The sequence below is a fragment of the Mesorhizobium sp. LMG17149 genome (genome assembly GCF_024518695.1).
Taxonomy (GTDB): domain Bacteria; phylum Pseudomonadota; class Alphaproteobacteria; order Rhizobiales; family Rhizobiaceae; genus Mesorhizobium.
Genome location: NZ_JANIFL010000003.1, coordinates 374,871 through 397,261, shown reverse-complemented (window position 1 = coordinate 397,261; position 22,391 = coordinate 374,871). Strand labels below are relative to the sequence as shown.

The window sequence follows — 22,391 nt, the reverse complement described above, 5'->3', positions numbered from 1 at the left end:
AAACGCGACATGCTTCAGCTCGGCGCCAGACCGAACCTTGTGCGAGCCTCGGTCGTGGAAGCGACACGCCGACCTTGTTCGAAGATGGCTGCGACGGCGCATTCGACCAGCTCCGCATTCGAACTGGCGAGGCGTTCTTTTGTAATTCGGATGTTGTCCTCCATGCCGGTGCGCACGCCGTCCGCGGAGCGCGCGAGTGCCCAGCGCATGACCAAACTTTGGTTGCGACCGATGCCGGCAGCGGTCCAGGTGCAACGAGGAAACAACGTCTTTGCTTCGCTGAGCATGATATCCAGCAGGCGTTCTTCCGCCGGCATCGCATTCTGAACGCCCAACACGAACTGAATATGTGGCCGCTCACCGATCAGGTCGAGATCGGCCAGCCTGCGGGCTGCATGAAGATGGGATAGATCGAAGATCTCGATCTCCGGTAGAATCCCATTAGCCTTCATCTTCGACGCAAGCTCGTCAACCAGTGCCGGATGGTTCTCGTAGACGATGAGGGGGAAGTTGACAGATCCGGTCGAAAGCGAAGCCATGTCGGGCTTGAGGTAGAGCGAAGAGCCCCGCGCGGACGGATCGCGGCCGCGCCCCCCGGTCGAGAACTGCACGATCATGCCGGGGCAGTGCCGGCGCAGGCCCTCCTGGACGGCAGCGAAGCGCTTCGGATCGGACGAGGACGACTGATCGTCATTGCGGACATGAATATGCACCAGCGACGCACCGGCCTCGAAGGCTTGGTGCGTCGATTCGATTTGCTCTGACGCACTTATCGGCAGCGCTGGGTTGTCTTCCTTGCGGGGAAGCGAACCGGTGATCGCCACCGCGATAATGCATGATTCCGGCATGGATAGGCTCTTCGTCGATCTTGTAGGTCCCTTGAGGGTGCCTGCGATTGTTCATCGAAACGCGATTTCCTCCAAGCACTTCTACATGATGGTTGTGCAGCGTCGCATACCCACACTAAAGGCCGTTCGCTGCGCTTTCCTCCGACGTTGACCTGAAACCCTGCTGTTCACGAGCAAGCTCAAGTTTCGCCGAACTGCTCCCGTCCGCCAGGTGATCAGCTCGCCCTCGGTCTACGTGTCGCCGGTCTTCTTTGACGACGACGGCCTTGATCTCCTCCTCGTGACTCCGGTGCGGAGCTCCGATGACCGCGCCCTAGGCCGGCCATGCCTGCCCCACGCTGCATGCTGCAGGTCACCGGCAGCTTTCACGACAGCCTCAAGGCGGCCTAAACGGCCGAAATGCGGCGCATTCCAGACATTCACTCGCGTTGTGACGCTTGGTTGTCCGATCGCGACGGATGTGGATTGGGGTGAGCTCTAAACAGTACCTCGGGCTGTTCGATGCTCTGGGCCAACTCAACATGTGGGGACACTGGCCGGATCGGAGGACTTCGATCTGGCACCGCACAAACCCGATGCTGCCGGCTGCGATGGCCACGGGGAAGTACGCAGAAGATGCGATGTCGACACGACCACTGTATCAGCGTCAGGCAAGAATATCTCAGTATCTGGCCTTTCGTATGGTCTTCTTCCCAGAAGAAAGATGTGGCCTCTCTCTTCAGAGGCATCGGCTAAATTTCGACTAAACCGCGTGCCGTCGATAGGAGAAAAATGCCTGTTCGATAGTGGGTCTCGCGATGTAGCGCGCTCTCGCTACCAACCCCCGACCGGCGTAACCCGTAGCAACTCCTATTTACAGGTCGCGGCCGCAATTTACCGCCTGAACCGAAGGCACCCCTTCCCTCCTCCAATCAAAGTCCGTCTACGCATAAAGGCATGCCGAGTTCATGGACATGCAGAGAGCCGTAGCCGTGAAGCGGTACTCGCCCGCGCCTCGGCTGATCACCGCAGAGCGTATCGAACGAGCGCTCGACCGCGTCGCCGAGATCATCGTGGCGCGAGGCGACCATGGTGAGGCATGGCTCCCGCTATACGACCATTTGGAACGCGCCCTGCAGGATCATCGAGCGAAGGAGGAACGCCTCGCGGCAGTGCGCCGGCGTGTCATACGATCCCAGGATCGAACGGCAACCGATCCCAGGATCGAACGGCAACACGATCTTCATAAGTTCCTCTTGCCACATCTTCATGTCGCCGCCCTCGCCGTATTTCGGACGGTCGATCGTGTGGCCCATCAGCATGCGCCGAAGCTCCTCGTCCAGCCTACCGTTCTTCATGCGGTCTTCGAATGAATGGCGCAGTGAATAGACGGTGTGACTGTCGGTCGGGAACAAACTGTAGCTCTTGAAGTGCTTGTTGAGCAGGGCTGACAGCGACGCCTCGCGATCCTTGTACCGTGGGAAGCCCTTGGGATGCTTTTTGAACACCTCAAGCGCCACGCCGACCAGCGGCACCTTGCGCACCGACGAGGCGATCTTGATCTCTCTTGGATCGTCGGGATCGTCGCGCGGCTCGACTGAAATGTGCGGCACCTCGTGGTCAACATGGATGACACCGGCATGCAGGTTCGCGAGTTCGCTCGGCCGGGCTCCTGTCTCAGCGAAGGCAAGCACGATTCCCCGGGCCTCATCATTGAGTGCCGCAAGCGCGCCAGGCGCAAATATCTTGTCTCGAATCCAGTCGGTCGGGAACGGCGGTCGACTGCGTTTCGACTTGTCGGCGAATGACAGATCGGCGAACGGGTTCTTTTGTTCGGGGAAACCGAGATGGCGAAAGTAGTCGGCGTAGAGGGTTCGAAGATTGCCCATGTTTCGGTTGCCTGTCTACGCTGAACGATCCGCTCTCCCTTTCTCCGGCGCAATTCGATCCAGCCAATATTTGTGTACCACTCGCGCGTCATCACGCGTGATCTCACTCATTGGCTTGTCGCCGACCAGGCCGATAAACACGTCGACGCTCATTTCGCGCTTTGCCTTCCAGCGCTTCTTCTGATCAGGGCTTTTTGTGCGGATTTCGTCGCGGGCAATCTCGTTGAAATACAGCTTCAGCGCTTCCGATATCTTGTCGTGAGGGCGGGCGACCGCGCCACCGACTGCGTCGACAGATGGTGATCTGGGAGACTCGCCTATTGTGCTCTCGACCCGCTGCAGGATCGTATCGAGCGGCTCGGCGACCAGGATCTCGGCGAGTGGCCGATAGATGAACCCCAGCGACTCGGCGCGCTATCGGCGGCCTCGTGGAGATCCCGGGCGGTGCGCGCCTTTATGCGGTCAGTGGTGTCGAGGGCGCGGCGCACGAACACGCCACGCTCGTCGAGGTCCCTAACCTCTCTGGGCACCCGGCGGTAGTAGTGGAAATGATCGCCCCTCAGTTGCAGGAAGCGGTCAGGATCATGCTCTTCGCGTCGTCTTCCCACGTCTCTGATGCACCATTTGTATCACAATAAGTAACACATTAGGTAACACAAAATCGGAAATAGCCGCAGGGCTAATCACTAGCTGTCGAAACTTCTGTAGTAAATTCAATAGCTTAGCGAGGAAAGCCGATGGTACCGTTGGCTGGGATCGAACCAGCGACCTCCGGATCCACAATCCGGCGCTCTAACCATCTGAGCTACAACGGCACGTTGCCTGAGCGGATCGAAACAGAAACTCATCCGCCCGCTCTGTCGTTCGGCGATGCGTCCTTACGGGCTTATGGATTCTAATTCAAGGCTTTTGGAAAGCAAAGGTCACTTCCCCACATCGACGCGGCATTTGCCCAGCAAGAAGGCGCAGGCAAGGGCCGGGCGACGGACAAAGAAAAAGGCCGGCGGGAGGAGGTGCCGGCCTTTTCCTGTTACGAGCCAGCGGGAGGAGGTGCTGGCTGGTCACCCCGGGGAGCAGAGGGAGGAGGTTCCACTCACCGGGTATTCCTTGATGGCTGCTATCATACACCTGATCGTTTTTAAGAAAATGCGACCTTTTGTTGCATCTTCAGATCATGCGCAAATGTTAGGCAACCTTGATTTCCTTCATCGCCTTCTCGAAGGCGGTCTTGATCGGCTTGGAGACGTCCTCGGCCGCCTTGGAGGCAACGGCCTGGAAGTCCTTGGCCTGCTCGACGGTCGATTCGACGCGCTTGCGCAGGAAGGCGGTCTGCAGCTCGACGACTTCCGACAGCGACTTGGCGCCGATCAGGGCTTCGAGGTGGGAAAAGCCGGCCTCGGCATTGGCACGCAAAGCGGAGATGGTCTTGAGCGACAGGTCGTTGGAAACGGTCTTGGCGCTCTCGTAGGTCGACTCCAGAGCCTTCTGGGTCTCCTCGGCGCCGGTCTTCAGCTTGGCATAGGCCTCTTTCGACTGCTCAACGCCCTTTTCGGCGAAGGCGCGCATCTGGTCGGTGGCCTTGGAAGCGTCGAAGCTCGGGAATTCAACGTTTTCGATCGTCTCGGCGGTCTTGGTCCTGGACATTTTCCATCCTTTTCAGCGGCAGCGGCTTTGACAGAAAGCCGTCTCGTTCCTGTATGATGGCAATATAAAGGCAAATTTTGTGCATTGCAATATCTTTGTTGCAGTGCACCATAAATTTCTTTTGGGCCGTTAACCAAGAGCCCAGATTCCAGCCTTTGCACGTTCTGGCTTGTGGACCTTCGCGCCTCCGGCTTTTATTAACAAAGCGTTAACTGCAAAATCGCCGCTCCGTGAGGTCCGCCAAGCGCATGCCGTCCGAATATTCCTTCCTCGATGTCGCCGTGCTCGACGCGGTCCGCCAGCGCTTTGCGGCAGGCGACGCGATCGCGATCCTGTCGGCGGATCTGGAGCAGGTGATCTGGGCCAACGGGCCAGGAGCCGCGATGTTCGGTTATCCCGACATCGAGGCGATCATCGGCGCCTCGGCGCAGTTGCCCGTGATCGCCAGGCGCCAGATCATGGCGACCAGCGGATTTCCCGAGATTGGCAGTGACCGCGCCATCATGGTGCGGCTGGCGACCGGCATGACCAGCCGCGCCGTCGGCTTCCTGGCCAGTGCGGTGACCATGCCGGACGCCGAAAAGGCGATCATGCTGGCAGTGTCGGCGGCTCAGACCGGGTCACGCAGTGCCAGCGAAATCGCCGCGCGCGCCATTAGCGGCCTCACCGAGGATGGTCATTTCATCGCCTTTGTCGATGCCGGGGGCAACGTCGAGGCGGCCTCGGAAGGATTTTCGGCACTGGGCATCCTGCCGGAGACGCTGGCGGCACTGGTCGCCGACGTCGCAGCCGAGAGCGACCGCATCGTCAAGCGCCTTGTCCCCGGCGGCACGGCCTCCTACCCGGCAGGGCTGGCAAGATTGACCGAGGAGCGGCATCTGCTGGTGGTGATCGACGAGGACCAGCTCGACGACACAGCCCCTGCGGGCGAACATCCTACGCAAATCATTGCCGAGGCGGCACCCGCTGGCGACGCGGCTTCCCAGCCGGAACAGGGTCGCGAGGCACCGACCAACGAACCGAGCGCCTCGCAGCCGGCCGGCGACATCGCCGCATCGCAGCAGCATGAGATCGCCGATGCGATCGGACAGGCGCCGACGGCGGCCAACAGCGATCAGCCGGCAGCAGAGCGCATGCCCGCGCAGCACGACCATTGGTACTTCAACGCCGGCGAAGACGGAGGGCAACAGGCGCCGCGACCTGCCGCGTCCGGACCTGAAGCGCCTCAAGAGCCGGCCGCCCTGGAAGTCCAGTCCACGGCCACGCCGACGACCGTCTCGGCGATAGACCGCGCAGCGGCGCCGGTGCGCTTCGTCTGGCGCACCGATGCCGAAGGCAAGTTCAGCGCGCTGTCGCCGGAATTCGCCGACATCGTCGGCAAGCCGGCGGCCGACGTGATCGGCCGCCGCTTCAGGGATGTCGCCGCTACATTCGGCCTCGACCCCTCCGGCGAGATATCAGGGCTCCTCGAACGGCGCGATACCTGGTCCGGGCGCTCCGTGCTGTGGCCGGTCGTCGGCACCGATCTGAAGATACCGGTCGACCTGGCGGCGCTGCCTGTCTATGGCCGCAGCCGCGCCTTCGAGGGTTTCCGCGGCTTCGGCGTCGCCCGCGCCAGCGACGCGGTCGTCGATCCGGAGGCCATCGGCATGGCGCTGGTGCCCAATAGCCAGGCGCCGGCAACGCCGGAACCGCAAGTCATCCAACCCGCGCCCGAACAGCCGAACGCCGAAGAGCCCAAGACCGAGGACACGCAGGCATCGGATCCGTTCAAGGGCGAGGTGCCGGCGTTGACCATCGTGCCGAAACAGGAGCGGCGCTTTGCCGATAAGGTGATCCGGCTCGCCGAACATCGCCAGCCTGCCAACGACAAGGGCCTGTCGACCCTGGAACGCAGCGCGTTCCGCGAAATCGGCGAGCGGCTGAAGAAGGATAGCGCTCCGGTCGGGCCGCCAGAGACCGAGACTGTGGAGGCATCGGCAGCGGAGACCGAGGCTCCGGTCAATGCGTCCGACGACCCGATGCGCACCGACGGCATCCCTGCGTCAGGGCCGGAGAACGAACCGGTCGAGGCATCCGATGTCGATGCCGAAGACGAGCGGGATCTGGCACGGCTTGACGGTCACGCGGACGAAGCCCCTCGTGACGCCCGCTCGGGGGTGAATGTGACGGGCTCGTTGCTCGACTATGCCGGCCAAGATGACGAACGTGGCCCCGTGGCAGCGGAACCTGAGAACACAGCTGCCGTTTCGCCCGGCGAAGAGCCTGAAGCCACTGACGCGACACATGATAGCCTCGATGACGACAGCATGACGTCGGCGGATTTTCGCGATGCCGAAGACAATGAGGATTGGGCGCAGCCCGACGAGGAAGCCGCGTCGCCCGACGAGCAGACGGTTGCCGAGGAAACCGCAGGCGACGCTGCGGAAATACCCCTCGAGCGCCCTCGCCTGCAGGTTCCGCCGCTCAAGGCCGAAGGGTTCGTGCCGTCGGCGTTTTCCGCCGGAGATGAACACAAGGCTCCGGACACGTCGCTGCTCGGCAAGCTGCCCGTGCCGCTGCTCATCCATTCCGGGGACCGGTTGCACTATGCGAATGAGGAATTCCTCAGCCTGACGGGTTACGAGGCGCTTGACGATCTGGCGGATGCCGGCGGCCTCGGCGCGTTGTTTGCCGACCCCTATGCCGACGACGGCGTTTCCGACGGCACCGATCGCGCGCTGCGGCTGAAAACGCGTGACGGACAGGAATTCCCGATCGAGGCCATTTTGCGCTCGGTCCCCTGGCGCGACGGCAAGGCGCTGATGCTGGTCGTGCGACGCTCCGGCGAGGATGATGCGCCGGCGAGCCTGCATGTGGTTGGCGACGAGCAGACGCAGCCGGATATTTCCGAACTCAAGGCGCGCATCGCCGAGATGCGCACCATTATCGACACCGCCACCGACGGCGTCGTGTTGATCGGCCGTGACGGCACCATCCGATCGATTAGCCGGCCTGCGGAAGCGCTGTTCGGCTTCGACAGCGACGATGTGACCGGCAAGCCGTTCGCCTCGCTGTTTGCGATCGAAAGCCAGCGCGCGGCGCGCGACTATCTCAACGGACTGTCCGAACCCGGCGTGGCGAGTGTCATGAACGACGGCCGCGAGGTGATCGGGCGCGAGTCGCAAGGCCGCTTCATTCCGCTGTTCATGACCATCGGTCGGCTGCCCAACGACAGCGGCTTCTGCGCCGTCGTTCGCGACATCACGCAGTGGAAGCGGGCCGAAGAGGACTTGACGCAGGCACGTGCGGTGGCCGAGCGCGCGTCCTCGCAGAAGACCGATTTCCTGGCCCGCATCAGCCACGAGATCCGCACCCCGCTCAATGCCATCATCGGTTTTTCGGAATTGATGGTCGACGAGAAGTTCGGACCTGTCGCCAACGATCGCTACCGCGACTATCTGCGCGATATCAACCGCTCGGGCAATCATGTGCTCGATCTGGTCAACGACCTGCTCGACATCTCCAAGATCGAGGCCGGCCAGCAGGAGATGGCCTATGAAGCGGTGTCGCTCAACGACACGCTGGCCGAGACGGTGGCGATGATGCAGCCGCAGGCCAACCGCGAACGGGTCATCATCCGCTCCAGCTTCGCTTCGCGGCTGCCGGAAGTGGTGGCCGACCTGCGCAGCGTGCGCCAGATCGCGCTCAACATCCTGTCGAATGCCATCCGCTACACTCAGGCCGGCGGCCAGGTGATCGTCTCGACCGCCTATGAGACCTCGGGCGACGTCGTCATGCGGGTGCGCGACACCGGCATCGGCATGAGCCATGCCGAGATCGAGCAGGCGCTGAAGCCGTTCAAGCAGATCAACGCGCTGAAGCGCGGACGCGGTGACGGTACCGGGCTTGGACTGCCGTTGACCAAAGCGATGGTGGAAGCCAACCGTGCCCGGTTCACCATCAATTCGACACCGGGCGAAGGCACTCTGGTCGAGATCGCTTTTCCGTCGACCCGTGTGCTCGCGGAATAGGTCAGCCCTCTCCGCGGTTCGGTCCCGATAAAAAGAAAAGGCGCCCAAAGGACGCCTTAAGAGATGGGATTGCTGTCACAACGGGGGCTTGAGCGAATTCGGATCCTCGGGGCTGAGGAACGGGATTTCTCCCTCAAGTTACCTGCGACTATCGACGCCGGACCTTAACAACTCCTTACCGGGGCGTCGGAAAATTTACGAATGTGTACCACTCATGAAATCTAGGTAAATTCTAGCGTGATATTTCGTTAACCATGCTGGAAAGGCTTTTTTCACCCATCTCGTTGCCTCCAACAGTGGCTCCTCTGGAGCGACATCCGTTGGCGGTCACTCGGCCAGCTGCGGCAGGTTCTTGAACAGGTCGAGCGCTTCCGGGTTGGCGAGCGCTTCCTTGTTCTTGATGGCGCGGCCATGCACCACGTCGCGCACCGCGAGTTCGGTGATCTTACCCGACTTGGTGCGGGGAATATCCGACACGGCAACGATCCTGGCCGGGACATGGCGGGGACTGGCGCCACTGCGGATCTTGGCGCGGATGCGTTTTTCCAGATTTTCGTCGAGCTGCGCGCCGGCGGCCAGGCGCACGAACAGGATGACGCGCACGTCGTTGTCGAAGTCCTGGCCGATGCACAGCGCTTCCAGAATCTCCGGCATCTGTTCGACCTGGTTGTAGATCTCCGCCGTGCCGATGCGCACGCCGCCCGGGTTGAGCGTGGCGTCGGAGCGGCCATGGATGATGAGACCGCCATGCTCGGTCCATTCGGCGAAATCGCCGTGACACCAGACATTGTCGAAGCGCTCGAAATAGGCCGCCCGGTACTTCTTGCCCTCGGGGTCGTTCCAGAAGCCGATCGGCATCGCCGGAAAAGCCTTGGTGCAGACCAACTCGCCCTTCTCCTGCCGGACCGGCCTGCCGTCATCGTCCCAGACATCGACCGCAAGGCCAAGGCCGGGTCCCTGGATCTCGCCGGTCCAGACAGGCTGCGTCGGCACGCCGAGCACGAAGCAGGAGACGATGTCGGTGCCGCCGGAGACCGAAGCCAGATGCACGTCCTTCTTGATGCCGTCATAAACGAAGCGGAAATCTTCCGGCGATAGCGGCGAGCCGGTGGAGGAGATTGCCCGCACAGTGGCCAGATCATGCGTGCGGATCGGCTTGAGGCCGGCCTTGCGCACGGAATCGATGAACTTGGCCGAGGTGCCGAGGAACGTCATCTTCTCGGCATCGGCGAAATCGAACAGCACACTGCCGTCGGGGTAGAAGGGCGAACCGTCATAGAGCAGCAACGTGGCCCCCGAAGCGAGCCCCGACACCAGCCAGTTCCACATCATCCAGCCGCAGGTGGTGAAGTAGAAGAAGCGGTCGCCGTCTGTGAGACCGGCATGCAGCCGGTGTTCCTTGACATGCTGGATCAGCGTGCCGCCGGCCGAATGGACGATGCATTTGGGAATGCCGGTCGTTCCCGACGAAAACAGGATGTAGAGCGGATGCGAAAACGGCAGCGGCTCGAAGGCAACGGGCTTGCCGACGAAGGGCGACAGCGCCTCTTCCAGCGCCACCGCCTTGTCGATGGTCCCGGCGACATCGCTCGATGTGCCGAGATAGTCGACGACCAGGATCTTGCGGACAGTGCCGAGCTTGGCCGCGACCGCGGCGATCTTGTCGGCGACTTCGATCGCCTTGCCATTGTACCAATAGCCATCCGGCGCGATGAAGACGACGGGCTCGATCTGGCCGAACCTGTCGAGCACGCCCTGCTCGCCGAAATCGGGAGAACAGGACGACCAGACGGCGCCGATCGAGGCGGCGGCCAGCATGGCGGCGACGGTCTCCGGCATGTTGGGCATCATGGCGGCGATGCGGTCGCCCTTCTTCACGTTGAGCGACAGGAAAAGCTGCTGCAGCCGCGAGGTCAGCGCGTGCAACGCGTTCCAGGACAGCCGGCGCTCGACCTTGTCTTCGCCGCGAAACACGATTGCGTCGCCTGAGCCGGTCTTCTTCAACAGATTCTCGGCGAAATTCAGTGTCGCATCGGGAAAGAAAGAAGCGCCGGGCATCTTGTCGCCGTCGACGAGCAGCTTATCGCCCTTGTCGCCGACGATGCCGCAGAAATCCCAGACCAGGCTCCAGAACCCTTCACGGTCCTCGACCGACCAGGCATGAAGCTGCGAATACGAGGAAAACGCTACGCCGGCTTTCACTCCGGCGACCCTGGTGAAGGCGGTCAAGGGTGCTGCGTCAATCTGGTCTTGCGTCGGGGTCCAGAGCGGTTGTTCGGCAGCCATGATCGTTCCTCCACGGTCGCCATCGCTTATGCATATCGCAGCGCAGCAGAGCAAGATTTTGTTCGGCTGATGCGACCAGATGTGCGCAAATGCCATCGCCGGGCCATAAAGACTTGAAATGCCTCAGCCCTAAGTCGTAGTGACAACTTGAAGTCGTGGTGACGACTGGGGGTCGTGGTGACGACTGGGGTCGTGGTGACGACTGGGGTCGTGGTGACGACTGGGGTCGTGGTGACGACCGGGGTTACACCCGCCGGGCGATTTGTCGGAATGGAAGCATACGGGGCCATATGCCATCATCTATGATCCGGCGCGGAATATGGGCGATCGGCGCTGCCGTGATCGTCGTCGCGCTGGTCGTTGCCGCCCTGCCGCTGATTGCCTCCACCCGTATCGTGCGCGACCGCATCGCCTGGGAAATGAGCGCGTGGAGCGGCTTCCGGGTCGCCATCGACGGTTCGCCGCGCATCGAGGTCTGGCCGACATTCCGGGCAATCCTGACCGATGTGACGCTTTCACAATGGACCGACACCGAGGCGCCGCCTGTGGTCGAGGCAGAACGGGTCGAGGTCGACCTTTCCGCCATGGCGGCGCTGCGCGGCGACGTGGTGTTTTCGACGGCGCGGCTGGTGCGGCCGACGATCCGGGTCCAGCGCACGCCTGCCGGCCTTTTCCTGCCCGCTGTCCCCACCGGCGGGCGCATCACGCGTTCCATCGACACGGCGCGCGGCGTGGTCAATGCCGACCCCGCCAAGCCGGACCTCGACAAGCTGCCTACCGACACCTTCGGCACGGTCGAGTTTCGCGACGGCCGAATGGTAGCCTCCATCGGCGGCAAGGACGTCGAGATCCTGAGCAGTTTAAACGGTCAGGCGAATTGGGCGGCGATGAACAGCAATGCGACGCTGTCGGCAACAGGGATCTGGCGGGGCGAAAGCGTCGCGCTGGACGTCGCCTCGGCCAGGCCGCTTGTGCTGTTTGCCGGCGGCACGGCGCCGCTGACGCTGTCCTTCAAGGCAGCACCCGCCACCTTCTCGTTCGACGGCACGGCCAGCATGTCTGAAAATACCTATTTCGACGGTCAGGCGAAGTTCTCGGCACCCTCGCTGCGGCGTGTCCTGGAATGGTCGCAGGCCGGCATCGCTCCGGGTGCGGCGATCGGCTCGGTCAGCATTTCGAGCAAGATCACCGCGACAGGCGGGCGCGTCAAGTTCGACAACACGGCAATTGCACTCGACAACAATCCGGGGATGGGTGCACTGGACCTCTCGCTTGGCGCACAACCTGTGATCTCCGGTACGCTCGCCTTCGACACGCTCGACCTCAGATCGTTTCTTTCGGCCTTCACCCCGCTGGTGCCGACCGGAGGGGCGGGACCCGGCGAAATCGACACAAGTTTCGCCGACAAGATCAATCTCGATCTGAGGCTGTCGGCAGCCCACGCCACGGCGGGGCCTATCCAGCTCGCCGATGTCGCCGCCACGGCCCAGGTCAAGGATGGTCTGTCGGTATTCGACATCTCCGATGCCTCGGCCTTCGGCGGCAACATCCAGACCAGCCTTCGCTTCGATCGCAAGCCGGAGGGCTCGCAGGTCGAAATCCGCCTTCTGGCGTCCGACATCGACGGCGGTGCTTTCGGTACGGCGGCAGGGATGACGCGGCTGGTGCCGGTCGGCACGGGCACCGTCTCGGTGATCCTCAAGGGGCCGGGCAGAACCTGGGATTCCATCTTCGACAATGCCGACGGCTCGGTCTCGGCGACCTTCGGGCCGGGTGCGTTGAGCAAGCTCAACCTGCCGGCCTTCCTCAAACATACCGAACAGGGCGGCTTCTTCGCGCTCGACGATGTCTCCGACGGAACATTGCCGATCGACGGCGCCGAGATCAAGGCCACCATTTCGAAGGGCGTGGCGCGGATCGACAAGGCCGAGGCCAATTCAGCGAAGTACAAGATCTGGCTGTCCGGCATCGCGTCCTACGCCGGGCGCGGACTGGCCTTGTCCGGCGGCGTCATTCAGCCTGACCAGGCGGCAACGCAGGCCAATGGCCAGCAAGGTCCCAACCAGTCATCGTTCTTCGTCGGCGGAACCTGGAGCACGCCGTTCATTTCCCCGATCAGCCGCGGCGTTTCGGGGGAATAGGCCGCCACCGCGCCTTCTGTTTTTCACCCGCGCTGCGCCGCCTGCTCGTCGAGCTGGCGCTGCACCTCACGCCGTTTGTTGGCAAGCGAGGCGATGATGACGCCAATCGCCACCACGGCGATCAGGATGGTGCAGGCAGCGTTGATTTCCGGCGTCACGCCGAGGCGAACCTGGCTGTAGATCTTCATCGGCAGCGTCGTCGCGCCCGGCCCGGAGGTGAAGCTGGCTATGACCAGATCGTCGAGCGAAAGCGTGAAAGCCAGCATCCAGCCGGAGACGATCGCCGGCATGATGACCGGCAATGTGATCTGGAAGAAGGTCTTCACCGGCGTTGCGCCAAGATCCATCGCGGCTTCTTCCAGCGAGCGGTCGAAGGTCATAAGGCGCGACTGCACGACCACGGCGACGAAGCACATGGTCAGCGTGATGTGGGCGAGCGTCACGGTGAGGAAGCCGCGGTCGAGCCCGACGGCGACGAAGAGCAGCAGCAGCGACAGGCCGGTGATGACTTCCGGCATGACCAGCGGCGCAAAGACCATGCCGGAGAACAGCACCCTGCCCTTGAAGCGCGTGTAGCGGGTCAAGGTGAGTGCCGCCAGCGTGCCCAGAACGGTCGCTACCGTGGCTGAGATCAGGCCAACGCGCGCCGTCACCCAGGTCGCGTCCATGAGGCCCTGATTGTGGAACAGCGAGACGTACCATTTGGTCGAGAAACCGCCCCAGACCGTAACCAGTTTCGACTCGTTGAACGAGAAGACGATGAGCAGCACGATCGGCAGATAGAGAAAGGCAAAGCCAAGCACGATCGAAGTGATGTTGAAGCGGCTCCAGGTGGCGTTCATGAGGTCACCTGTCCATTTCCTGAGCGCGCGCCTGGGCCCGCTGGAAGAGCATGATCGGCACGATCAGCAGCAACAGCAGGATGACGGCAACGGCCGACGATACCGGCCAGTCGCGATTGGCGAAGAACTCGTTCCACAACGTCTTGCCGATCATCAGCGTCTGCGAGCCGCCGAGCAGATCGGGAATGACGAACTCGCCGACGGCCGGAATGAACACCAGCAGACAGCCGGCGATGACGCCGGGCAGCGACAGCGGGAAGGTGATCTTCCAGAACGCACTTGTCGGCGGACAGCCGAGATCCTTGGCTGCCTCGATCAGCGAATAGTCCATCTTCTCAAGCGCGGAATAGAGCGGCAACACCATGAACGGAAGGTAGGAATAGACGATGCCGATGAAGATCGCCGTATAGGTGTTGAGGATGATCAGCGGCTGGTGGATGACGCCGGTGGCGAGCAGCAGCTGATTGAGCAGCCCTTCGGGCTTGAGAATGCCGATCCAGGCGTAGACCCGGATCAGGAACGAGGTCCAGAACGGCAGGATCACCAGCATCAGCAAGGTCGGGCGGATCGTCGCCGGCGCGCGCGCCATGCCATAGGCGATGGGGTAGCCGACGAGCAATGTCAGGACCGTCGAGACCGCGGCGATGATGACGCTGGTTACATAGGCGTTGAAGTAGAGGGCGTCCTGCGTCAGCCAGGCGTAATTGTCGAGGCTGAGTTGCTTCAGCTGAGCCAGGAACCCGGAAATGCCGCCACTGAAATCGAGCGCCGGCGTATAGGGCGGAATGGCGATTGCCGTCTGCGACAGCGAGATCTTGAAGACGATGACGAACGGAATGAGGAAGAAAAACAGCAGCCAGACATACGGGATGATGATGACCAGTCGGCCAACGAAGGCAGCACCCAGCCTGGCAAGGATGGATTTGCCGGCATTGGATGCCGGAGAGGCTGATGAGGTGGTGACGGCGGCGCTCGACATGGTCGCCCCTACCGCGTCAGCACGACGCCGGCATCGGGCCGGAAGGAAACCCAGGCGCGGTCGTTCCAGCTCAACGGATCCTCGGTGATGCGGGCCGCGTTCATGGTGCTCGCGCGCACCACCTGGCCGTCGTCCAGCCTGACATGGTAGACGGTCATGTCGCCGAGATAGGCGATGTCGTAGACCTCGCCCTCGATGGCGTTGACCGCCTCGGCCGGCTTCTTCGACGACACCTTGATCTTTTCGGGCCTGATGGCGAAGGTGACGGCCGTCCCGGCGCCGGCGGTGCCGGCATTGTCGGTGCGGATGGTGAGGCCGTTGCCGGCATCGATGCTGGCGCTGCCGGCCTCGCCACGCGCGATCTTGCCCTCGAACATGTTCACATTGCCGACGAAGCCGGCGACGAAGCGCGATCCCGGCGCCTCGTAGACTTCGGCCGGCGTTGCCACCTGCATCACCTCGCCCTTGTCGATGATGGCGATGCGATCGGCCATGGTCATCGCCTCTTCCTGGTCGTGGGTGACGACGACGAAGGTCAGGCCGAGGTTCTGCTGCAAATCCATCAGTTCGAACTGCGTCTCTTCGCGCAGCTTCTTGTCCAACGCGCCGAGCGGCTCGTCGAGCAGCAGCACCTTCGGCCGCTTGGCGACCGAGCGGGCGAGCGCGACGCGCTGGCGCTGGCCGCCGGATAGTTGGTGCGGCTTGCGCTTGGCGAACTGCTCGAGTTTGACCAGCTTCAGCATCTCGGCAACGCGCGATGCGATTTCGGGCTTCGGCATGCCGTCCTGCTTGAGGCCGAAGGCGATGTTGTTCTCGACCGTCATATGCGGGAACAGCGCATAGGACTGGAACATCATGTTGACAGGCCGCCGGTAGGGCGGGATGCCGCGCAGATCCTGGCCGTCAAGCAGAATGCGGCCGGCTGTCGGCTCCTCGAAGCCGGCGAGCATCCTGAGCAGCGTCGACTTTCCGCAACCGGAGGCGCCCAGCAGCGCGAAGAACTCGCGCTCGAAGATGGTCAGAGACAGATTGTTGACGGCGGTGAAGTCACCGAACTTCTTGGTGACGTTGTCGAACTGGATGTACGGCTTGGCATTCGGGTCGTTCCACGGTGCAAAATCCCTGCGGATGCTGCCAAGCGATTTCATGTCCCACTCCGTCCTGATTTTCTTGCTTCTTGCCCCAGGTAGAAACGGTCCCGGCAGGTGGCTGCCGGGACCGTGTCGGATTGCTTACTGGCCAGTGACGATCTTGGTCCAGGTGCGCGTGATGACGCGCTGGGTCTTGGGATCGTATGGCGAGACGGTGTAGAGCTTCTTTATGGTCTCGGCATCGGGATAAACCGAAGGATCCTCCAACAATGCCTTGTCGACGAATTGCTGCGAAGCCTTGTTGCCGTTTGCGTAGAGCACGTAGTTCGACGACTTGGCGATAACTTCCGGCTTCATCATGTAGTTGATGAACTCGAGCGCCTCCGCCACATGCGGCGCGTCGGCGGGGATTGCCATCTGGTCGAACCACATCTGCGCGCCCTCCTTCGGCACGGAATAGCCGATTTCGACGCCCTGCTTGGCCTCGACCGCGCGGTTGCGGGCCTGGAACACGTCACCCGACCAGCCGACCGCCAGGCAGATATCACCGTTGGCGAGCGCGTTGATGTATTCGGAGGAATGGAACTTCCTGATGTAAGGCCGCACCTTGAGCAAGGTCTCCTCGGCCTTGGCGATATCATCGGGTGACGTGCTGTTCGGGTCGAGGTTGAGATATTTCAACGCCGCCGGGATGATATCTGCCGGCGAGTCCAGCACGTAGACGCCGCAGTCCTTCAATTTGGCCAGGCTATCGGGATTGAAGAAGACGTCCCAGCTGTCGATCTTGTCAGTGCCTAGCGCCGCCTGCACCTTCTTGATGTTGTAGCCGATGCCAACCGTGCCCCACATGTAGTTGACCGAGTATTCGTTACCGGGGTCATACTTGGCGGTTCGCTCGGTAACCGTGTCCCACATGTTGGAAATGTTGGGCAGTTTCGACTTGTCGAGCTTCTGGAACACGCCGGCCTGGATCTGGCGCGCAAGGAAATTGCCGCTGGGCACGACGACGTCATAGCCGCTGCCGCCGGCAAGCAGCTTGGTCTCAAGGATTTCGTTGGAATCAAAGGTGTCATAGACGACCTTGATGCCGGTTTCCTTGGTGAAATCGTCGATGATCGAACTGTCGATGTAGTCCGACCAGTTGAAGACGTTGACGACACGATCCGCGGCGTGACCGCCGACGGTGAACAATGTCAGGAATGCCGAAGTTGCCGAAAGCCAGAGCGCTTTGCGGATCATGCTATTCTCCTTTGATGAGTGTTCCTTCACCGGCTCGTCGCGATATCAGCGCGACCGGCATTTTCTTCAGACTATTGAGCTTTCCAAGGGGCGACAAGCGCGAACTGCCGAGACCATGCAGGCGGTTCGATGAGATGGCTGGTTGCCCCTGAGGCGGCCTGGGAGGCGTGCCAATACCGTCATAGGCTTTCGCCGTGGCGCGGGCAGAGATACGACGATATGGTCCGGTCCCGATCGGACCGGCTGGGAGACTTGGCAAGATACGCCTGTCTTGTTGTTGCCGTATTCCCAGCCTGCCCGTGCTGCAGCGACGTTGTCAATGGCAAAGCTGCAGGCCGCTTCAATTAGGCGACGGCACCCCGGTGACCCCTGCGCGTTCGGGCCGTGCCTGGCGCTTGAATTCGAGCCCGATATGGACGAGCAGCGCCGTGACCACCACCGCGCCACCGATGATGGTGCGCCCCGACGGCACCTCGGAATGGATGAGCCAGACCCATATCGGGCCCAGGATCGGCTCGAACGTGCCGAGCAGAGCCGCGATGGCCGCCGGGATCAGTCGTGCGCCGGTGGCGAAGAAGGCGAGACCGAGGCCGAGATTGACCACGCCGAAGGCAAACAGAAAGCCCATGTCGCTGACTGACACGGTGAAGGTCGATGCCTGCGAGACGGCAAAGCCGGCCGCGAGCATGGTGCCGAGGCACGTCGCCGGCGTCATGCGCACGCCGGAAAACCGCCGGGTGATGACGGTGGCGACCGAGAACATGACCGCGATCAACAGCGCCAGCCCATCGCCTATGGGCGAGACGGCGCCATCCAGCGATTCCGACACCATGATGGCGACGCCGGTGATGACGGCGGCGATTGCCACCCAGGTGGCGACACCGACCCTTTCGCGAAACAACGCCCAGGCAAACAGCGCCGCCAGCAACGGCACGCCTGCCTGCATCAAAAGGATGTTGGCGACGGTGGTGTAGGCCAGCGCCACGACGAAGGCGGTCGATGCGGTGGCAAAGCAGATCCCGACGGCAAGGCCGGGCAGACCCATGTCGTGGAACAGTTTCAACGTGCCACGCCAGCCGTCACGCCAGACCATGAAGCAGACCAGGAAGGCGGCTGCCCAGACGGATCGCCAGAAAATGACCGTCCAGCTGTCACCGACAGTGATGAAGCGGGCGATGGTGCCGCCGAAGCTCCACATCAGCGCCGACAGGAAGACCAAAAGCATGCCGACGCGCTCCTCGCGCGGCGAGACGGCTGGCGATGCGACGATCGGCGATGCGGTATCGATCATGAGCGCGACTGTCGAGCTTTTGTGGACGGGACGATGCGCAAGGGACGACAAAAAGATGCTCTGTTCGCGTAACGCAAAGGCGCAGGCCGGAACTGAGCCAGCGGCCGGCGACAATTGTGGCACCTTGCCCCCATTTCAGAGGACACGGCGTTACTGGAAATCGAAGGCACTCAGGCCCGTCACCATCTCGTCAAGGCCGAGCGGGCGCGTCACCGGCGGCTCGGCCCGCGCCAGGCAGCCGACGCGTTCGCAAAGCCGGCAGGCAGGCCCGACCGGCGTCGCCGCAATACTGCCGGCCTTTGCGGTGATTGCCGCACCGGGCAATGCCGCGCCATAGACGATCTCGTCCCGAAAGCCGATGTCGCAACCGAGCAGCAGCGCGGTGCGGCGCGGACGTTCCGAGAATGCGCCTTGCGGCCCTTCCAGCGTGCGGGCGATGCACAGGAACTCGGCGCCGTCGGGCATTTCCACTGCCTCGACGAAGACCTGGCCGGGTTGGGTGAAGGCAACATGCACGGGCAGCTTGGGACAGCCGCCGCCAAAGCGGCTTTGTGGAAAGCCCTGGCTGCCGGCCTTGCGGAAGCGGTTGCCTGCATTGTCGACCTCCAGCATGAAGAACGGCACCCCCGAGGCACCCTGCCGCTGCAGCATGGTCAGCCGGTTGGCTGCCTGTTCGAAGGAGACGCCGAAGCGCGAACGCAGGACATCGATGTCATAGCGGGCGCGCACGGCAGCCGCGTGAAAGGCCTGATAGGGCATCATCAGCGCATGCGCCGCATAACGGCCAAGTTCGAAGCGGGCCAGGCGGCGCGCCTCGTCGGTGCTCAGCTTGAGCGCCTGGATCTCGCCGGCGACCGCGACCGTCATGCGGATCAGGCAGGCCTCCATCGCGACTTCGCGCAACTGGTCGAACGGCGACAGGCGTTCGGACAGGAACAGGCGCTGCGAATGACGATCATAACGGCGGCGCCAGTTCGGCATGGTGGCGACCGGCAGCACCTTGACCACGATGCCATATTCGCGCTTCAGCCAGGCCTTCAGCGCGCCGAACAGATCGTCGCCGGGATCGAGCACCGAGGTGAACGCCGCGGCCTCCCCCTCGAGGGCAGCGAAATGGTTCGGCCGGCGCTCGAAAATCTCGTGCACCTCGTCGATCGGCAGGCGGGCGCCGGAAAGCGCCGTCGCCCGACCTTCGCGCGCCAATAGCTCGTTTAGGTCGGACAGGCGCTCGGCCTGCTCGCGATAGGCGCGGAACAGTTTTATCACCGCCGCGGACGCGTTGGGCGCGGCCTCGGCAAGCTCGATCAGTTCCTGATCTCCCGGCAACTCGCCGACCAGCAGGGGATCGGTGAACACTTCCTTCAAGGCAGCGACCGACCCCCTCGCCTCGCCCTGCAGCTCGTGCGGATCGACCTTGTAGACGGAGGCCAGTCTGAGGATCAGCTGCACCGTCAGCGGCCGCTGGTTGCGCTCGATCAGATTGAGATAGGAGGGCGAAATGCCAAGACCCTCGGCCATCGCCGTCTGCGTCAGGCCCTTGGCGTTGCGGATGCGGCGGATGCGCGGCCCGGCGAAAATCTTCTGGTCAGCCACGGACTGTCCTTTACAGCATTTACACGAATTTCTGGGCTCGGTCCTTTTACAATAATGACAAATTTACAACGCACCTCTGTCAAACGCAACACAGGTTTTCTCTTATATTCCGTCGGTTTCCCTGATTTTTGTGGCTGATGTCGCGCAGAAATGTAAATCCAGTCATACCCCAACGACCCCAAATTCTTGAAGCCTTGACACAGTTCAGCAATTCCTCGGAGTGACCAATGACTGATTTTTACAACCTCGTGCCATCGGCCCCGGAAGGTCGTTTCGACGGTATCGAACGGCCCTACTCCGCGGCGGATGTGAAGCGTCTGCGCGGTTCGGTGCAGATCCGTCAGAGCCTCGCCGAAATGGGTGCCAACCGGCTGTGGAAGCTCATCCATGAGGAGGACTTCGTCAACGCGCTCGGTGCCATGTCCGGCAATCAGGCGATGCAGCAGGTGCGCGCCGGGCTGAAAGCGATCTACCTGTCGGGCTGGCAGGTTGCCGCCGACGCCAACACGGCTGGCGCGATGTATCCGGACCAGTCGCTCTATCCGGCCAATGCAGCGCCCGAACTGGTCAAGCGCATCAACCGGACGCTGCAGCGCGCCGACCAGATCGAAACGTCCGAAGGCAACGGGCTTTCGGTCGAGACATGGTTCGCGCCAATCGTCGCCGACGCGGAAGCCGGTTTCGGCGGACCGCTCAACGCCTTCGAAATAATGAAGGCCTTCATCGAGGCGGGCGCCGCCGGCGTCCACTATGAGGATCAGCTGGCGTCGGAAAAGAAATGCGGCCATCTCGGCGGCAAAGTGCTGATCCCGACTGCGGCGCACATCCGCAACCTCAACGCGGCGCGCCTGGCGGCGGACGTGATGGGCACGCCGACCCTGGTCGTCGCGCGCACCGATGCGGAAGCCGCCAAGCTGCTCACCTCCGACATCGACGAACGCGACCAGCCTTTCGTCGACTACGACGCCGGGCGCACGGTGGAAGGCTTCTACCATGTCAGGAACGGCATCGAGCCCTGCATCGCCCGCGCCATCGCCTATGCGCCTTACGCGGATCTGATCTGGTGCGAGACCTCGAAGCCGGACCTGACGCAAGCCAGGAAATTCGCCGAGGGCGTGCGCAAGCATCATCCCGACAAGCTGCTCGCCTACAATTGCTCGCCGTCGTTCAACTGGAAGAAGAACCTCGACGACGCGACGATTGCCAGGTTCCAGAAGGAGCTCGGCGCGATGGGCTACAAGTTCCAGTTCATCACGCTCGCCGGCTTCCACCAGCTCAACTACGGCATGTTCGAACTGGCGCGCGGCTACAAGGCGCGGCAGATGGCGGCCTATTCCGAGTTGCAGGAAGCGGAGTTCGCGGCCGAGGCCAATGGCTACACCGCAACCAAACATCAGCGCGAAGTCGGCACCGGCTATTTCGACGCCGTGTCGATGGCGATCACCGGCGGCCAGTCATCGACCACCGCCATGCATGAATCGACCGAGCACGCGCAGTTCAAACCGGCCGCGGAATAGCGAGCAGCAAAGTACAGAGGAAACGCCCAACAGGGCCGGGAACACAGGAGAAGACCAATGGCATCGATAAGCCGCGTCAAGGAACGCGCCGAGGAACAGTCGACGACGATGAGCGTCGACCAGCAGGCGACGATCCGCATGCTGGCCAACGACCTGCACCGCCTCAACCAGTCGGTGATGAAGGCGGTCGAGGCGGGCGTCTCGGTGGAACTCGTGCGCTCGGCACGACATCACGGCGGCGACGGCAACTGGGGCGATCTGCTGATCCCGGTGATCGTCACGCAGCAGAGCCACAGCTGACTGAAATCCATGCAACCGACCCTTCACCTGCGCAGCCCCTGCGCAGGTGAATCTTCTCTTTATGAAATCCACGTATGGACAGTTGAGTACAGTAGCGTTGCTTGAAATTCACTGCTACCGGCGATGATTTCGGGCACTTTTATTTCAACTTGACACAGGCTACGATCTCACGCCAATTGCGCTCCGGATTCAACTCTGCATTGAAATAGGGGCGAGCTTCTTGGCCGACTTGTGTGCCCGGTGAATCGCGAAGGCGAGACTCCAAGACATCCGAATCCGGTGACCCGCGACTCAACCACCGAGGCGATCCGCGATCCGTCGCAGGTGCTTGTCGTCGGGAAATCGCCCATCAATCGCGTGGTGATTTCAAAGATCGTCGAGCGATCCGGGCTCAAGCCGATTTCGGAATCTCCCGACACGGCGGCAAGGATCTTGCGGTCGCTCATTCCCGGTGTGGTTGTCCTTGACGGCGGCGCCGACAACAAGGACTGCGACAATCTGATGTCCAGCATCGACGCGTTGCGCCGCGCCTCGGGCAAATCGCTGCCACCGGTAATCCTGCTGTCAACCAAGAACGGCACGACGGAAAGTCTGGGCCTGTCTGGTATCATCGACGTGGTGGTCGCCAAGCCGATCACGCCCGAACGGTTGCAACCGGTGATCGATCGCCTGATCGGCCGCTAAGGCAACTGCGGGAAAAGTACGCAGGCGGTTTTCCGTCCGGAATTGAGCAAACCAG

General features: G+C 62.3%; 16 protein-coding genes and 1 tRNA gene. 5 read left to right on the top strand and 12 right to left on the bottom strand.

All coding sequences use genetic code 11. The annotated features are described in order from the left end of the window. Nucleotides 1-14: 14 nt before the first annotated feature. The 5 genes from NP945_RS08045 to NP945_RS08030 all read right to left on the bottom strand — a co-directional run bounded on the left by NP945_RS08045 (nt 15) and on the right by NP945_RS08030 (nt 4,360). Nucleotides 15-848 carry a 3-keto-5-aminohexanoate cleavage protein gene (locus NP945_RS08045; RefSeq protein WP_256746035.1) on the bottom strand — a complete coding sequence of 278 codons (834 nt, stop codon included), beginning with the start codon at nt 846-848 and terminating at the stop codon, nt 15-17. A gap of 1,088 nt (nt 849-1,936) precedes the next feature. Beyond that, complete coding sequence (locus NP945_RS31835) at nt 1,937-2,716, bottom strand: hypothetical protein (protein WP_306283097.1); 780 nt, start codon at nt 2,714-2,716, stop codon at nt 1,937-1,939. A 15-nt stretch (nt 2,717-2,731) separates the two neighbouring features. Further along, nucleotides 2,732-2,869 (bottom strand): hypothetical protein, encoded by a 138-nt coding sequence (locus tag NP945_RS31830; protein ID WP_306283096.1) that lies wholly within the window; start codon nt 2,867-2,869, stop codon nt 2,732-2,734. A gap of 585 nt (nt 2,870-3,454) precedes the next feature. Then, nucleotides 3,455-3,531, bottom strand: a tRNA-His gene (locus NP945_RS08035). 370 nt (nt 3,532-3,901) lie between these two features. Then, nucleotides 3,902-4,360, bottom strand: a complete 459-nt coding sequence (locus tag NP945_RS08030) for a phasin (RefSeq protein WP_256746034.1) — start codon at nt 4,358-4,360, stop codon at nt 3,902-3,904. Nucleotides 4,361-4,608: 248 nt separating this feature from the next. Between NP945_RS08030 and NP945_RS08025 the strand changes: the two genes are divergently transcribed. Continuing rightward, nucleotides 4,609-8,373, top strand: a complete 3,765-nt coding sequence (locus NP945_RS08025; protein ID WP_256746033.1) for a PAS domain S-box protein — start codon at nt 4,609-4,611, stop codon at nt 8,371-8,373. Nucleotides 8,374-8,700: 327 nt separating this feature from the next. Here the strand turns inward: NP945_RS08025 and NP945_RS08020 are convergent, their stop codons facing one another. Beyond that, a complete protein-coding gene (locus NP945_RS08020; protein WP_256746032.1) occupies nt 8,701-10,659 on the bottom strand; it encodes an acetoacetate--CoA ligase in 1,959 nt (652 codons plus the stop codon). A gap of 290 nt (nt 10,660-10,949) precedes the next feature. Here NP945_RS08020 and NP945_RS08015 point away from each other — a divergent pair, with 290 nt between their 5' ends. Then, nucleotides 10,950-12,800, top strand: a complete 1,851-nt coding sequence (locus NP945_RS08015) for an AsmA-like C-terminal region-containing protein (RefSeq protein WP_127327951.1) — start codon at nt 10,950-10,952, stop codon at nt 12,798-12,800. Between the two features lie 23 nt (nt 12,801-12,823). Here NP945_RS08015 and NP945_RS08010 read toward each other — a convergent pair whose 3' ends face one another. From NP945_RS08010 to NP945_RS07985, 6 genes are all read right to left on the bottom strand, one after another. Next, nucleotides 12,824-13,642, bottom strand: a complete 819-nt coding sequence (locus NP945_RS08010; RefSeq protein ID WP_013530251.1) for an ABC transporter permease — start codon at nt 13,640-13,642, stop codon at nt 12,824-12,826. 4 nt (nt 13,643-13,646) lie between these two features. After that, a complete protein-coding gene (locus NP945_RS08005) occupies nt 13,647-14,621 on the bottom strand; it encodes an ABC transporter permease subunit (RefSeq protein WP_127272202.1) in 975 nt (324 codons plus the stop codon). An 8-nt stretch (nt 14,622-14,629) separates the two neighbouring features. Continuing rightward, nucleotides 14,630-15,769, bottom strand: a complete 1,140-nt coding sequence (locus tag NP945_RS08000; RefSeq protein WP_127272201.1) for an ABC transporter ATP-binding protein — start codon at nt 15,767-15,769, stop codon at nt 14,630-14,632. Nucleotides 15,770-15,853: 84 nt separating this feature from the next. Continuing rightward, a complete protein-coding gene (locus tag NP945_RS07995; protein WP_127268369.1) occupies nt 15,854-16,951 on the bottom strand; it encodes a polyamine ABC transporter substrate-binding protein in 1,098 nt (365 codons plus the stop codon). A gap of 340 nt (nt 16,952-17,291) precedes the next feature. Beyond that, nucleotides 17,292-18,242: a DMT family transporter gene (locus NP945_RS07990; protein ID WP_127268368.1), complete on the bottom strand. Its 951-nt coding sequence runs from the start codon at nt 18,240-18,242 to the stop codon at nt 17,292-17,294. 150 nt (nt 18,243-18,392) lie between these two features. Then, complete coding sequence (locus tag NP945_RS07985) at nt 18,393-19,835, bottom strand: short-chain fatty acyl-CoA regulator family protein (protein ID WP_127268367.1); 1,443 nt, start codon at nt 19,833-19,835, stop codon at nt 18,393-18,395. A 227-nt stretch (nt 19,836-20,062) separates the two neighbouring features. Between NP945_RS07985 and aceA the strand changes: the two genes are divergently transcribed. The 3 genes from aceA (at nt 20,063) to NP945_RS07970 (ending at nt 22,336) form a co-directional block, all read left to right on the top strand. Next, the gene (gene aceA / locus NP945_RS07980) at nt 20,063-21,352 is read left to right on the top strand and encodes an isocitrate lyase (protein WP_128309403.1); all 1,290 of its coding nucleotides are present in this window, start codon (nt 20,063-20,065) and stop codon (nt 21,350-21,352) included. 57 nt (nt 21,353-21,409) lie between these two features. After that, nucleotides 21,410-21,652 (top strand): hypothetical protein, encoded by a 243-nt coding sequence (locus tag NP945_RS07975; RefSeq protein ID WP_023766759.1) that lies wholly within the window; start codon nt 21,410-21,412, stop codon nt 21,650-21,652. A 279-nt stretch (nt 21,653-21,931) separates the two neighbouring features. Further along, the gene (locus NP945_RS07970) at nt 21,932-22,336 is read left to right on the top strand and encodes a response regulator (RefSeq protein WP_245463682.1); all 405 of its coding nucleotides are present in this window, start codon (nt 21,932-21,934) and stop codon (nt 22,334-22,336) included. Nucleotides 22,337-22,391: the final 55 nt, after the last annotated feature.

What these genes read in the sequence shown, in the direction of transcription:
- NP945_RS31835 (WP_306283097.1), bottom strand. Translation starts at nt 2,716, where the DNA reads ATGGGCAATCTTCGAACCCTCTACGCCGACTACTTTCGCCATCTCGGT.
- NP945_RS07975 (WP_023766759.1), top strand. Translation starts at nt 21,410, where the DNA reads ATGGCATCGATAAGCCGCGTCAAGGAACGCGCCGAGGAACAGTCGACG.
- NP945_RS31830 (WP_306283096.1), bottom strand. Translation starts at nt 2,869, where the DNA reads ATGAGCGTCGACGTGTTTATCGGCCTGGTCGGCGACAAGCCAATGAGT.
- NP945_RS08025 (WP_256746033.1), top strand. Translation starts at nt 4,609, where the DNA reads ATGCCGTCCGAATATTCCTTCCTCGATGTCGCCGTGCTCGACGCGGTC.
- aceA (WP_128309403.1), top strand. Translation starts at nt 20,063, where the DNA reads ATGACTGATTTTTACAACCTCGTGCCATCGGCCCCGGAAGGTCGTTTC.
- NP945_RS08020 (WP_256746032.1), bottom strand. Translation starts at nt 10,659, where the DNA reads ATGGCTGCCGAACAACCGCTCTGGACCCCGACGCAAGACCAGATTGAC.
- NP945_RS08005 (WP_127272202.1), bottom strand. Translation starts at nt 14,621, where the DNA reads ATGTCGAGCGCCGCCGTCACCACCTCATCAGCCTCTCCGGCATCCAAT.
- NP945_RS08010 (WP_013530251.1), bottom strand. Translation starts at nt 13,642, where the DNA reads ATGAACGCCACCTGGAGCCGCTTCAACATCACTTCGATCGTGCTTGGC.
- NP945_RS08015 (WP_127327951.1), top strand. Translation starts at nt 10,950, where the DNA reads ATGCCATCATCTATGATCCGGCGCGGAATATGGGCGATCGGCGCTGCC.
- NP945_RS08000 (WP_127272201.1), bottom strand. Translation starts at nt 15,769, where the DNA reads ATGAAATCGCTTGGCAGCATCCGCAGGGATTTTGCACCGTGGAACGAC.
- NP945_RS07995 (WP_127268369.1), bottom strand. Translation starts at nt 16,951, where the DNA reads ATGATCCGCAAAGCGCTCTGGCTTTCGGCAACTTCGGCATTCCTGACA.
- NP945_RS08030 (WP_256746034.1), bottom strand. Translation starts at nt 4,360, where the DNA reads ATGTCCAGGACCAAGACCGCCGAGACGATCGAAAACGTTGAATTCCCG.
- NP945_RS08045 (WP_256746035.1), bottom strand. Translation starts at nt 848, where the DNA reads ATGCCGGAATCATGCATTATCGCGGTGGCGATCACCGGTTCGCTTCCC.
- NP945_RS07990 (WP_127268368.1), bottom strand. Translation starts at nt 18,242, where the DNA reads ATGATCGATACCGCATCGCCGATCGTCGCATCGCCAGCCGTCTCGCCG.